This window comes from Opitutus sp. GAS368, assembly GCF_900104925.1.
GTDB lineage: Bacteria > Verrucomicrobiota > Verrucomicrobiia > Opitutales > Opitutaceae > Lacunisphaera.
In genome coordinates this window covers 2,031,005-2,044,405 of the sequence record NZ_LT629735.1, presented here as the reverse complement: position 1 = coordinate 2,044,405, position 13,401 = coordinate 2,031,005, and the positions used below count along the sequence as shown (strand labels likewise).

At 66.8% G+C, this 13,401-nt stretch carries 11 protein-coding genes; 3 read left to right on the top strand and 8 right to left on the bottom strand.

Annotation, left to right across the window (positions count from 1 at the left end):
* Positions 1-32: 32 nt before the first annotated feature.
* From uxaC to kduI, 8 genes are all read right to left on the bottom strand, one after another.
* Positions 33-1,454, bottom strand: coding sequence for a glucuronate isomerase (uxaC, locus tag BLU29_RS08760; RefSeq protein ID WP_091056800.1), 1,422 nt, complete (start codon positions 1,452-1,454; stop codon positions 33-35).
* Positions 1,455-1,554: 100 nt separating this feature from the next.
* Positions 1,555-3,444 (bottom strand): tagaturonate epimerase family protein, encoded by a 1,890-nt coding sequence (locus tag BLU29_RS08755; protein ID WP_091056797.1) that lies wholly within the window; start codon positions 3,442-3,444, stop codon positions 1,555-1,557.
* A gap of 107 nt (positions 3,445-3,551) precedes the next feature.
* A complete protein-coding gene (locus tag BLU29_RS08750; RefSeq protein ID WP_091056795.1) occupies positions 3,552-4,340 on the bottom strand; it encodes an SDR family oxidoreductase in 789 nt (262 codons plus the stop codon).
* A 514-nt stretch (positions 4,341-4,854) separates the two neighbouring features.
* Positions 4,855-6,150, bottom strand: coding sequence for an MFS transporter (locus BLU29_RS08745; protein WP_091056793.1), 1,296 nt, complete (start codon positions 6,148-6,150; stop codon positions 4,855-4,857).
* A gap of 133 nt (positions 6,151-6,283) precedes the next feature.
* Positions 6,284-7,399 carry a glycoside hydrolase family 88 protein gene (locus BLU29_RS08740; RefSeq protein ID WP_091056790.1) on the bottom strand — a complete coding sequence of 372 codons (1,116 nt, stop codon included), beginning with the start codon at positions 7,397-7,399 and terminating at the stop codon, positions 6,284-6,286.
* On the bottom strand, positions 7,396-8,607 hold the full coding sequence (locus tag BLU29_RS08735; protein WP_091056789.1) for a DUF4861 domain-containing protein: 1,212 nt from the start codon (positions 8,605-8,607) through the stop codon (positions 7,396-7,398). The genes BLU29_RS08740 and BLU29_RS08735 overlap by 4 nt, the downstream gene beginning before the upstream one ends.
* A 13-nt stretch (positions 8,608-8,620) precedes the next feature.
* A complete protein-coding gene (kduD, locus tag BLU29_RS08730) occupies positions 8,621-9,388 on the bottom strand; it encodes a 2-dehydro-3-deoxy-D-gluconate 5-dehydrogenase KduD (protein ID WP_091056786.1) in 768 nt (255 codons plus the stop codon).
* A gap of 72 nt (positions 9,389-9,460) precedes the next feature.
* Complete coding sequence (gene kduI, locus BLU29_RS08725) at positions 9,461-10,291, bottom strand: 5-dehydro-4-deoxy-D-glucuronate isomerase (protein ID WP_091056784.1); 831 nt, start codon at positions 10,289-10,291, stop codon at positions 9,461-9,463.
* Positions 10,292-10,525: 234 nt separating this feature from the next.
* Here kduI and BLU29_RS08720 point away from each other — a divergent pair, with 234 nt between their 5' ends.
* From BLU29_RS08720 to BLU29_RS08710, 3 genes are all read left to right on the top strand, one after another.
* Positions 10,526-11,329: an IclR family transcriptional regulator gene (locus BLU29_RS08720; protein ID WP_091056782.1), complete on the top strand. Its 804-nt coding sequence runs from the start codon at positions 10,526-10,528 to the stop codon at positions 11,327-11,329.
* 19 nt (positions 11,330-11,348) lie between these two features.
* Entirely contained in the window at positions 11,349-12,650 is a 1,302-nt protein-coding gene (locus BLU29_RS08715; protein ID WP_091061039.1) for a lactate racemase domain-containing protein, read from the top strand.
* 88 nt (positions 12,651-12,738) lie between these two features.
* Positions 12,739-13,380, top strand: coding sequence for a bifunctional 4-hydroxy-2-oxoglutarate aldolase/2-dehydro-3-deoxy-phosphogluconate aldolase (locus BLU29_RS08710; RefSeq protein WP_091056780.1), 642 nt, complete (start codon positions 12,739-12,741; stop codon positions 13,378-13,380).
* The last annotated feature ends 21 nt before the right edge of the window (positions 13,381-13,401 follow it).

The following is a 13,401-nucleotide window of genomic DNA, read 5'->3' as shown; positions in this document are numbered from 1 at the left end:
GCAAGCGGCGACCTCTTGGCGCTCGCGACCGCTCAGCTCGCGTAAGCGGGATCGAGCCCGAGGCGGAAGTAGGCGCGGGCGTTGGCGAAGCAGATGTTTTTGACCATGCCGCCGACGTGCTCCCGGTCCGCCGGGAGCTCGCCGCGCTCGATCTGGCCGCCCAGCATGTTGCACAGCACGCGGCGGAAATACTCGTGGCGCGTGTAGCTGAGGAAACTGCGCGAGTCCGTGAGCATGCCGACGAAGCGGCTGAGCAGGCCGAGGTTGGCGAGCGCGTTCATCTGCCATTCCATCGCCTCCTTCTGGTCGAGGAACCACCAACCGGAACCAAACTGCACCTTGCCGGCAACGGAACCGTCCTGGAAGCTGCCGGCCATCGCCGCAAAGACGTAGTTGTCGGCCGGGTTCAGGTTGTAGAGCACGGTGCGCGGCAGCTCGTTGGTCGAGTCGAGCGCATCGAGGTAGCGGCTCAGGCCGTGGGCCTGCGGGTAATCACCGATCGAATCAAACCCGGTGTCGGGACCGAGCTGCTTGAGCAAACGCGTGTTGGCGCTGCGCAGCGCACCGAGGTGGAGCTGCTTGGTCCAACCGCGCCTGGCATCCCATCGGCCAAACTCGAGCATCAGATAAACGACGAATTTCGCCCGTTCTTCGGTCGACGCCGGCCGGCCGGCACGAGCTGCCTCAAAAATCTTCTCCGCCTCTTCCGGTGTGCATGTCGTTGAGGGCAGCGAAATCAAACCATGATCGGATAGCCGGCATCCCGCATCGTGAAAGGTATCATGCCGTCGCTTCAGTGCTGATAAGAAATCGTTGAAATTCACGACGTATACATCCGCAGCGGCCGCCAGCTTCTCCACCCATGATTTGAAAAACTCCGGCTGATCCACTCGCAGCGCATTGTCGGGGCGGAACGTCGGATAGACCTTCGTCTTGATCCCGAGCCGGGCGATACGGGCGTGGTCGGCGAGCCGGTCGGCCGGATCGTCGGTCGTGCAGATGACGGCGACCTTGTTGGCCGCGAGGATGTCGTGGACGCGCATGCCGGCCAGTTTCTCGTTGGCGCGCTGCCAGATGCGGTCGGCCGACTTCGGGCTGATGATGTCGTCGATGCCGAAGTAGCGCTTCAGCTCGAGGTGCGACCAGTGGTAGAGCGGGTTGCCGAGGGTGTTCGGCACGGCCGCGCACCAGGCGTCGAACTTCTCGCGCGGCGAGGCGTCGCCGGTGCAGACGCGTTCCGCCACGCCGTTGGCCCGCATGGCGCGCCACTTGTAATGGTCGCCGCCGAGCCAGATCTCGGACAGGTCGGCGAACCGGTGGTTGTCGGCGATGAGTGCCGGCGGCAGGTGGCAGTGGTAGTCGAAGATCGGCTCGGCCTTGGCGAAGTTGTGATACAAATCGCGGGCGGCGTCGGTCTGCAGCAGGAAGTCGTCGTGAATGAAGGAGCGGTTCATGGGAAAAAGGAATTAACCACGAATGGACACGAAGAGACACGAATGAAAAACAATCCTCCCTGATTCGTGTCCATTGGTGTCCATTCGTGGTTTCAGGTTCTCAACGGCTGATGTCGCCGAGCATGGCGTCGAGCGTGGTGTAGCTGGCCAGCAGCTTGCTGGTGGCGGCGCAGCGTTCCTTGGTCGCGAGGCCGGTGTTCTCGGCGAGGAAGATGAGGTAGGCGGCGATGCGCTGCGCGAACCGCAGGCGCGTCTCGGCGCTGACGGCGTAGAAGCGGGCGCGCTGCCGGTAACCGGCCGGCGTGTGGTCGCCGAGGGCGGACTTCTCCGGCTTGCCGCCGGCGGCGAGCACGTAGAGGAAGTTGTATTCGAAGAAGATCATGTGCTCGGCCGAGGGCGGCAGCGCCTCGAGCGCGGCGCGACAGGCGGCGGGCGACGCGAAAACGTCCTGTCGGGGCGCGCCTTGCGCGCGCCCGCGGGCGCCGTCAAGCGCCGCCCCTGCATGATTTTCAAGCGAGGTCGTGATGAAGATGCGGGCCAGCCTCTGCTCGGTGGCGTCGGTGCTGAACGCGCCGGCGACGGACATGTCGACGGTGAACTTATACCAGTCGCGCCAGAGGGCGGCGTCGGCCGGGTTCTTCGACTGCGAAATCGCGACGCCCATCTCGTAGGTATAGCGGCCGCTGGTCTTGATCTCGAGCGCACTGCCCGTGACCTGGCCCATGACCCGGTAGTTCTCGGCCGACTTGCCGGAACCCGAGTGGAAGCCGATGCTGACGCCGAACTGCTGGCACACGCTCCACTGGGCCTCGATGAGCTGCTGGAGGGCGGCGTTGTCCGGGTAAGGCGTGTTCTTCTGGAACCCGAAAGCCGGGGCCACGAAGTTGACCGGCATGCCGAGCACCTCGCAAAGCGCGAGCATGATGGCGGTCGTCCCGGGGGTGGTCAGGCCGGGCAGCTCGTCGATGGAGAGCTCGCGGAGATACTTGCGGCCCACGTCAGTGGTGAACGCGGCGGCGCGGGCGGCGGCGTATTTCTCATCGCGACGCTTCATCTTCTGCAGTGAAGGCCAGACCGAACAGAGCAGCTTGATGAAATCCGCTTCCGATAGGGGCGTCCCTGGCGGACGCCCGCGGGCGGCGTCAAGCGCCGCCCCTACCCGATCCCTCACCTTCGTGACGACACCGGCCGGGAGGTCGGCGAGCCTCGCCGGCTGGTTGCGCGCGAGCTCGGGCGAAAGATCGAAGGTGATGTAGCTGGCGAGCAGGCAGCCCTTGACCAGCGCGTCCTCGCGGACGTCGAACTTGCCGCCGATCGGCTGGTGGTCGGCGTTGAACGACCAGGCGATTTTCCGGTGGTGGAAGCCGGTCTTGACCTTGGAGAGCACGCAGCCGTGGCTCATGCCCTCGACGCTCTGGCCCTGGTGGCCTTCGGGCACGTTGGTGCCGATGAAGGGGAACGGCACGGTGTCGAGGCGGTGGCCGAGCATGGCGTCCACGTCGTAGACGAGCTCGCGCGGGATGGAGTTCTGGTTCGCCGTCAGGCCGACCTCGAGGGCGCTCATCGCCCACTCGACGGCCGGCCAGTGCAGCGTGGTGAAACGCGCGCCGACGCCGAGGGTGCTGCGGCCGAGCCTGGCCGCGCCGGTCGGGAAGATGGTCGAGGCCGCGTCGTGCTCCTGGATCAGGTTCTTCAGCTTGAGCAGGTTGGCCCACGAGGCCGGGAAGAAGGTCGCGCCCGCATGGGCGACCCCGTCGGCCAGCGGCGAGGCGGCGCCGTGGAGCTTCCAGGCACAGTCGCCCGCGGCGTTCTCGACGAGGGTGAACTCGCCGGCCTGGGTGGCGAAGCGGCTCTTCCTGTACTCGGTGACCTTGCCGGCCTTGACGTCGGCCGACAGCGCCGGCCAGTCGAGGCAGAAGTCGGGGCTGACGCAGGGATTCTCCGCGATGCGCAGACCGTTCTTCAGGAGGAACTGGTTGATGGCGGACACGGGGCGGAGAATAAACGGTTAACCACGAATGGGCACGAATTCACACGAATGGAGAACCGGCCTTTGCCTTAATTCGTGTCTCTTCGTGTCCATTCGTGGTTGAAAATTCAGATCGTCATCGCGTGGTAGCCGCCGTCGACGATCAGCTCCTCGCCGGTGATGAACGAACCCGCGCCGTCGCTCGCGAGCAGCAGGGTGGCCCCGATGAGTTCGCGGGCTTCGCCGAAGCGCTTCATCGGCGTATGGCCCATGATGCTGGCGACGCGGTCGGGCGTGAGGACCTTCTGGTTCTGCTCGGCCGGGAAGAAACCCGGGACGAGGACGTTGACCCGCACCCTGTGCGGCGCCCATTCGCGGGCGAGGTTGAGCGAGAGATTGTGCACGGCGCCCTTGGTCGCCGAGTAGGTGAACACGCGCGACAGCGGCACGACGCCCGACATCGAGCCGAGGTTGATGATGGAGCCGCCCTGTCCCCGCTCGACGAGGTAGCGGCCGAAAACCTGGCAGCCGAGAAACACGCCCTTGAGGTTCACGCGCACGATGCGGTCGAACTCCTCCTCGGTGATGTCGAAGAACGGCGTGGCGGAATTGATGCCCGCGCCGTTGATCACGATGTCGATGCGGCCGCTGCGCCTGAGCACGGCGTCGCGCAAGCCCTCGACCTCCGCCTTGCTGGTGGCCTCGGCGGCATGGAACCAGGCCTTGCCGCCCGCGGCGGCGATCTTCTTGAGGCGCGCCTCGGCCTTCTCGAGGCTGCGGCCGACGAGGACGACCTCGGCGCCGACGCCGGCCAGGCCCTCGGCCATCGCGCCGCAGAGTTCGCCGGTGCCGCCGATGACGACGGCCACCTTGCCAGTTAGTCCGAACAGTTGATTGAGATAATCAGGATTATTCATCGCGGATAAAGGGTTCAGGCGCCGCCGGGGCGGAGCCTTGTTCACTTATGAAACAAGCGGGTGATCATGGAATTATCTTCCCTCCCTCACGGCAAGCCCCGACACCGGCTGGCGCGGGAAAAGTCTCATTTCGTCACGGGGTCGACCTGGAACGCGTCAAAATCCGCCGCGGCCCCGGCCGTGCCGGCGGCGAACCCTTGATCTGCTTCAGGCCGATCCACCCATGGCGGGGGAACATCTCATACCAATCGCCTCAAGCTACTACACTCTACACCAGGGTCGCCAAGACCGCGAAGCAGATCCTGCGAGGGGAAATATCTCTGCGTTCTTTGCGGCCTTCGTGTAAAAGCTTTGGGCGTTTGGTATCAGCCGGACTCATGCAGTTGAAGTTCACTCCATTCGCCAGCGGCCCTGGGCAAGGTGGAGCGCGCTGACCCAGCGCACTTCAGGATGTTCGCTCCCAAACCAGCGTGTTGGGGTCAACCCGCTCCACCACCGATAGCATGATCCCGGCTCAGGCCTTGAGCTCCACCATCTCGAACTTGGGAGCGAGCAGATGCTGCAGGATGAAGGTCGCGATGTAGGCGCCCGCACAAATCGAGAAGAGCAGGGCATAGCCGGCCGAGACGTTGTCCTGCGCCTTGAAAGTGTCGAGCAGCCGGCCCGCGAGCACCGGGAAGAAGATGCCCAGCCCCGAACCCGCCATGCCGCCGAGGCCGACGACCGAGGCGACGGCGCGCTTGGGAAACATGTCGGAGGCCGTCGTGAAGAGGTTGGCCGACCAGGCCTGGTGGGCGGCGCAGGCCAGACCGATGAGCAGCACGGCCGTCCAGTCACCGACGTCCTTCACGAGGATGATCGGCACCACGCAAAGGGCGGAGGTGAACATGGCCGTCTTGCGCGCGCGGGTGACCGTCCAGCCGGATTTCACCAGCCGGCCGACCACGACGCCCGCGCCGATGCTGAGCACCGTCGCCACGCCGTAGATGGTCGCAAGCATCGGGCCGCTCGTCTTGATGTCGAGATGGCGCGTCTGCTTGAAAAAGTCGGGCAGCCACGTGAGGAAGAACCACCACACCGGGTCGGTCAGGCCCTTGGCGAGGACGAACGCCCAGGTCTGCCGGTAGCCGAGCAGGCTGAGCCAGGAGACCTTCTCGCCGTCGCGGCTGGTGTCGTCGCGGTCGCTGGCGATGTGATCGAGTTCGGCGGCGTTGGCCGCCTTGATCTTCTCGGGCACGTTGTAGAACGGGAACCAGAGGAAGAGCCAGAGGAAGCCGGCCAGGCCCGCACAGATGAAGGCCCAGTGCCAGCCCAGCGAGAGGGCGACGGCGGGCACGATGAGCGGGGCGATGATGGCGCCGACATTCGTGCCGGAGTTGAAGATGGCGGTGGCGGTGGCGCGCTCGCGCTTGGGGAACCAGAGGGCGACGGCCTTGATGGCCGAGGGGAAGTTGCCGCCCTCGCCGAGGCCGAGCGCCACCCGGGCGAACAGGAAGCCGCTGATGCTGTAGACCAGCGCATGGCCGATGGCCGCGACACTCCAGGCGGCGATGGAAACGGCATAGCCGATCTTCGTGCCGAAGCGGTCCACGAACCACCCGAAGACCAGCAGGCCCAGCGCATAGGCGCCCTGGAAGGCGCCGTTGACCATGCCGAACTGCTCGTTGGTCCAGTGCAGCTGCTCGTCGAGGATCGGCTTGATCAGCGCGAGGATCTGCCGGTCGATGTAGTTGATGGTCGTGGCGAAGAACAGGAGGGCGCAGACGACCCAGCGGTAATTGGTGGCGGGAGCGGGGGCAGATTGGCTCATGGTTTCACGGGGGGCAGGGGCCCACTCGGGCGGCGTGGCGCCGCCGACCTTGGGCATGAGGGATTGTGCGCGGCGGAGGCCGGCAGCACGCCGGCGACGGCCGTGGCGCGCGCCAGAAACTGGAACGGGGCCTTCATGGCATCAAGGGGTGCGGGAGGCGGCGAACCTCGCTGCCCGCGAGCAGGAAGGCGCCGGTGCCGAAGGGCTCGTTCCACTGGGGATCAAAGGTGACCGGGGTGGCGCCGACCGGCTGCACATGGGTGAGCTTGCCGTCGGCGTTGACGCAGCCGGCCAGAGCCGCCCAGGCGCGGCGCACCGGAGTCTCGAACTTCGCGCGGTCAAGCAGCCCGTGGTTGATGCCCCAGGCGAAGGCGTAGCAGTAGAAACCCGTGCCGCTGGTCTCGGGCGAGGGATAGCTCGCCGGATCCAGCAGGCTGGAGCGCCAGAAGCCGTCGGCCTGCTGCAGGGTCACGACCTTGTCCGCCATCTCGCGGAACTGCCGCTCAAAGCGCGGCCGCGCGGGGTGGTCCGCCGGCAGCAGCTCGAGCATGCGCGCCAGGCCGGCCAGCACCCAGCCGTTGCCGCGGCTCCAGAAGACCTTGCGCCCGTTCTTCTCACGTTTGCCGAAATAGCCGCTGTCGCGGAAATAGAGGTGCTCCTCCTGGTCGTAGAGATAATCCGAGGTGACCCACCACTTGGTCACGGCGAAGTCGAGGTAGGCGGCGTTGCCCGTCGCCTTCCACAGCCGCGCCCACGCGGGCGGCGCCATGAAGAGGGAATCGCACCATGACCAGTGGTCGAGCCGGTCGGGATTCTTCGCCCCGTCGAAGTCGAGATTGTCGTCCTTCGGGTGCGCGAGGATGTAATCAAACCGCTCCCGGGTCGGCGCCAGCATGCGCGGATCGCGGTGCTGCAGGTAAAGATCGAGGTAGGTCTGCGTGACGACCTGGTCGTCGGCGTGATAAACGCGGGCGGCCGGCTTCCATTGGTTGCCCTCGGCCATTTTCATCATCGCGTCGTGGAAACGCGGGCTGGCCGAGTCGCGCGCAAGGGCCATCACGCCGGTGTAGAACGCGCCGTTGATCCAGCCGTCCGCCTTGTCCTCCCCCTTGTCCGGCCGGGGATGGGCGAGCTGCCAGTCGGCGACGCGCTCCATCAGCGCCAGCACGGTGCTGTCGTCCGCCGCCACGGCCCGGGTCCAACCGGCCAACAGGACGAGCGCGGAGAGGAGAAGGCGGCGCAATCTCATGGGATCAGCGTGACCTTGAGGGGGGCCCTGAGCCGGGCGGCGAAGGCGGCGACGTAGGCTTCCCACGCCTCCTTGGTGGTGAACTCGCCGGCCTTGGACCAGCCGGCACCGACGTAATAGCGGAGCGGCTGGCCGGAAACCGCCTTGGCCAGCACCAGCCGGTTGGCGGAATCCTCGGCGAAACCCGCGACGTCCGCGGGCACGATGATGCCTTCGCCGATCGCGCCGTTGGTCTTCTCGACCTCCCACTGGCTGAGCCAGCCTTCGGCCTGGTTCTGGCTGACCGTCGCCACGGTGTCCTGCCCCTTGTCGCCGCTGTCCTTGTTCAGGCCGATGCCGATCGTGAGATTCTTCGGCCCGACCTCCGCGGTGAAAGTGCTGTCGATGCGGTCCAGGTTCTGGCCGGCGTCGATCGTGAACCGCTTTACTTCCGACACGGTGGAGCCGCCGGCGCTCCAGGTCTCGTAACCCAGCTCGAAGATCGCGCGGATGGGGCCGTTGGCGATGACCTTCCAGGTCTTGTAATTGCGGCTGACGTAAAGCTGCCGGCCGTCCCAGATCCCGGTGCCGCCGCAGCCGCGGGAGGCGCCGGTCTGATACATGTCCATGCCCTCGCCCTCGTCGTGGTGGTAGTGGTCGTGGCCCTTGTTATACCAGCGGTCGACGATCAGGTAGTTGACGCGCTTGCACCAGACGTCGAGGCCGCTGCTGACCAGCACCTCCTTGTTGGCGCCGGCGGGGCGGGCCTCGGCCAGCGCCGGGCCGTAGGTGCGATGGGCGATCCTGTCGTTCTCCCACGCGAAGTCATCAAGGCGTTCCGGCACATAACGGGCAAAAACCTTGCTCGGGAAAACCGGCGCGACGGCCTCGGTCTTCTCGATCGTGAAGGTGGCGGATTTCTCGCCGGCGGCGAAGTCGTGCTGGAAGATCAGCTCGCCATAGGCGATGCCCTGCCCCTTCGGGTCCCTGGCCTCGGGCGCGACATTGGTGACCTGGTAGGGCAGCATGCCGCCCTTGGCGTCCCTGACCGCGATATGCTGCAGCATCGCGCCGGGCAGGGCCTGGTTGATGTCGGACCACGGGATCGTGATGGTCTCGGCGGGGCGCGCCCCGGCGTAGTCGTGGGACACGGTGACGGTCACCTTGTCGGCGGCGACGGCGGCGAGCACCGACGCGAGGAACAGCGGAAGCAAACGCAGGGATTTCATGAAGCAGCGGGGTTCAGCGCACGAGCCAGCCACCGTCGACCGCGAGGATGTGGCCGTGCATGTAGTCAGACGCCGGGGCGGCAAGGAAGATTACGGCGCCCGCCAGGTCGGCCGGGGTGCCCCAGCGGCCGGCGGGAATGCGATCGAGGATCGACTGGTTGCGCGCGGCGTCGGCGCGGAGCTGCTCGGTGTTGTCGGTCGCCATGTAGCCCGGCGCGATGGCGTTGACGTTGATGCCCGACGGCGCGAGCTCGTTGGCCATGGCGCGGGTGACACCGGCCAGCGCGCTCTTGGCCGCGGTGTAGGAGACCACGCGGATGCCGCCCTGGAAGGAGAGCATCGACGCGATGTTGATGATCTTGCCCGGCGACTTGCGCGCGACCAGCTCGGCGGCAAAGCGCTGGCTGAGGCGGAAGGCGCCGGTGAGGTTGACGTTGAGCACGTCGGTCCAGTCGGTCTCGGTGAACTCAAGGAGGTTGGCGCGGCGGATGATGCCGGCATTGTTGACGAGGATGTCGGCGCGGCCGAACACCTCGTAGGCCGCGGCCACGATCTTCGCGGCGGCGGCGGGCGTGCCGACATCGGCCGCCACGACCACGCTGCGACGGCCGGTGGCGGCGATGGATTTCTGCAGGGCGGCCATGTCGCCGCGGGCGACGAGCACGAGGTCCGCGCCGGCCTCGGCCAGGGCCCGGGCCATGGCGGCGCCGAGGCCGCGCGAGGCGCCGGTGACGATGGCGACCTTTCCGTCGAGGCGAAAACTGTCGAGGATGCTAGACATAGGGCAGGGGCGCCGCTTGATGGCGCCCGCGGGCGTCCCCGAGGGACGCCCCTACCAATTGGGTGGAAACGTTCATCGCAGCTGCGCGACCGGCGCGGGATCCATGTCGGCGAACTCCTGGTTCTCGCCGCCCATGCCCCAGACGAAGGCGTAGGCCGCGGTGCCGACGCCGCTATGGATGGACCACGGCGGCGAAAGGACGGCCTCGAGATCATGCACCACCAGGTGACGGGTGGCCGCCGGCTCGCCCATGAAGTGGAAGACTGCGGCGGTCGGCGCGACATGGAAGTAGCAGTAAACCTCGGAACGGCGCAGGTGCGTGTGCGGCGGCATGGTGTTCCAGACGCTGCCCGGCTCCATGCGGGTGAAGCCCATCACGAGCTGGCAGGTGGGAAACGCGGCGGGATGGATGAGCTTGAAGAGCGTGCGCTCGTTGGCGGTCTCGCGGGCGCCGAGCCGGTCGCCCTTGGCCTCCTTGATCGGGATGTGCCGCCCCGGGTAGACGGCGTGGGCCGGGTAGGACAGGAAATAGAACCGCGCCGGCGTGTCGGCCGAGTGCGAGGCGAACGTGACGGCCTTGGTCCCGCGGCCGAGGTAGAGCGCGTCGAGCGGCTCCAGGGCATGCACGGTGCCGTCCACGGTGACGGTGCCGGCGCCGCCGAGGTTGATCACGCCGGCTTCGCGGCGCTCGAGAAAGAAGGCGCTGCGCACCTCCGGGGGATTCGGCAGCGGCACGGCGGTGGCGCCGGGCGTGATGCCGCCCATGATCGTGCGGTCCGTCTCCCAGTAGCGGAAGTTCGCCGCGCCGGGAGAAAAAAGGCCGGGCACGAGAAACTCCGCGCGGAGTTGCTCGGTCGTCAGGGTGACGGCGGTGCGCGGGTTGCTGGTTTCGTGAATGTGCATGGAAAGGATTCCGGGGCTGAACGGAGGCAACGCCTCCGGCGAGGGAATCGTTGCTTATCCAGATAAGGCTGCCCGGGGGCAGGTGGGGTTGGCCAAGGGCGGGATATTCACTAATGAACTTGCAATCCATATCTGAACATCCACGTTGGGTGGCAACAATATTTTTCGCCGCCGTTTTTATTTAGCCCGGCCGCTCCCCGCCAAGGCTGGCCCTTCGGCCCCCGCCCGCACCCCATGCCTGCCCCCGTCCTCCCCGCCTCCAGTCAGGAACGCTACGTCATCCCGAATCTGCGCAATGCCTGCCGGATCCTCAAGCTGCTCGGCAGCCGCCCCGACGGCTTCAAGATTGCCGACCTCGGCCGGACGCTGGACATCCCCACGACCACCACCTTGCGCATCATGACCACGCTGCACCTCGAGGGGCTGGTCCGTAAGAACGGCACGCTCTATGAATTGGGGCCGGTGCTCATCCAGCTCGGCAACGCATCCCTCGCCGGCACCGAGATCCGCACCACCGCCATCCCGGTCCTCGAGAAGCTCACGGGCCAGACCGACGAGACCGCCCACCTCGCGATCTCCTGTGACGACCGCGCACTGATCGTGGCCGTGCAGGACAGCCCCCATCCGCTGCGCGCCGCCTCGCGCCCGGGCTTCCTCGCCGAACTGCATTGCTCCTCCACGGGCAAGACCCTGCTGGCCTTCCTTCATTACCCGCGCCTGGCCGAGTTTTATGGCAAAGGCGCCGCGCGCCCTGCCAAACGCACGCCCCACACCCTCACCACCCTCGGGGAAATCAAGCGGGAGATCGAACTCACGCGCAAACGCGGCTACAGCGTCGACGACGAGGAATTCGCTCCGGGCATCCGCTGCCTCGCCGCCCCTGTCTATGCCTCCGACGGCACCCTGGCCGCCGCCATCGGCATCACGGCCTCGACCGTGCGCTTCACCAAGGACCGCATCCCCGAGATGGCGGGCAAGGTGCAAGCCGCCGCGAGCGAGTTGTCCCGTCTCCTCGGCTACAGTGCGCCGCGCGGCTGATCCGGCGCGGGAGTTTCCCATGGCCCAGGCCCCGCACCGGCTGCTCGCCGCCGCCCACCAGTCCCTCGACCCGGCGCAGGTCCGCGCCTTGGTGGCCGCGGCCTGCCCCGCCGCCGATTACCGCGACCGCCGCGTGCTGCTCATCATTCCCGACGGCACGCGCACGGCGCCCGTCGGCCTGATGTTCCAAGCGCTCTTCGCGCAGATCGGCGGGGTCGCAAAGAAATTCGACGTCATGATCGCCCTCGGCACGCATCCCGCGATGCCGGCTGACGCCATCAACCAGCGCGTCGGCATCACGGCGGATGAACGCACCTCCACCTACCAGGCTGTCGAGTTCATCAACCACGAGTGGGACAATCCCGCGGCGCTCCGCGACCTCGGCCAGATCCCGGCCGACGAGATCCGCGCGCTTTCCGGCGGCCGGTTCGCGATGGACGTGCCGGTGCACATCAACAAGCGGCTCTTCGATTACGACCAGCTCATTATCGTCGGCCCGGTCTTCCCGCACGAGGTCGTCGGCTTTTCCGGCGGCAACAAATACCTTTTCCCCGGTGTGGCCGGCCCCGGCATCCTGAATTTCTTCCACTGGCTCGGCGCCGTCGTGACCAATCCGATGATCATCGGCAACAAGTGGACGCCCGTCCGCCAGGTCGTGGACCGCGCCGGCGCGATGGTCACTGTGCCCAAGCTCTGCTTCTGCCTGGTCGTCCACGGCCAGGGCGAGCTCGCCGGCCTTTTCGCGGGCACGCCCGAGGTGGCGTGGGACGACGCCAGCGAACTTTCGCGCGAACTCCACATCACTTACAAGGACCGGCCGTTCCACTCCGTGCTCTCCTGCGCGCCGGCGATGTATGACGAGCTCTGGGTTGGCGGGAAGTGCATGTATAAGCTCGAGCCGATCGTTGCCGACGGCGGCGAGCTCATCATCTACGCCCCGCACCTCCATGAGGTGTCCGTCGTCCATGGTCCGATGATCGAACGCATCGGCTACCACTGCGTGCAGTATTTCCTGAAGCAGTGGGACCGGTTCAAGCACGAGCCCTGGGGCACCCTCGCCCACTCCACCCACGTCCACGGCATCGGCACCTACGACGAAAAGACCGGCATCGAGACGCCCCGCGTCCGCGTGACCCTCGCCACCGGCATCTCCGAGGCCACCTGCCGGAAGATCAACCTCGGCTACCGCGACTGGCGGACCATCCGGAAGGAGGATTTTGCGAACCGCGAGGCCGAGGGCATCTTCCTCGAACCCAAGGCCGGCGAGCGCCTCTACCATCTGCGCGAAAAACCGGCTTGGGCCGGCGGCGGTGCGTCTTAAACCACCCCCGGCTTGCCTCAGCCGCGCTGTTTCCACTTAGATTTAACCCCTGTCTTCTGTTCTCCGTCCTCTGTCCTCCGCTTTTTCCATGTCCAAATCCGACGTCCTGAACCGCATCAAGTCCGAGAAGGTCATCGCGCTCATCCGCGCCGACAGCTCGGCCAGCCTGCTCGACTGCGCCCGCGCCCTGGCCGCCGGCGGCCTCAGCTGCATCGAGCTCACGATGACCACGCCCAATGCCATCGAGTGCTGCGCCCAGGTCGCCAAGGAGCTGCCCAACGTCCTCCTCGGTCTCGGCACCGTCCTCGACGCCGAGACCGCGAAGCGCGGCATCGCCGCCGGCGCGAAGTTCATCGTCACTCCCGCCGTCCGCCCCGAGGTCATCAAGGCCTGCAAGGAGGCCGGCGTGGCGATCCTCTCCGGCGCGCTGACGCCGACCGAGGCCTGCAACGCCTGGGACGCCGGCGCCGATGTCATCAAGATCTTCCCCGCCGAGTTCTTCGGCCCCGCCTACATCAAGTCCCTCAAGGCGCCGTTCCCCAAGATGGAGTTCCTCCCGACCGGTGGCGTCACGCCCGAGACCGTCGGTGACTTCCTCAAGGCCGGCGCCTTCGCCACTGCGGCCGGTTCCGCGCTCGTCGCGCCCGCCGCGCTGAAGTCCGGCGACTGGGCCGCCATCACCGCCCGCGCCAAACAGTTCGTCGCCGCCGCAAACGCCGCCAAAGCCTGACCTTTCTTGTAGGGTCGGCGC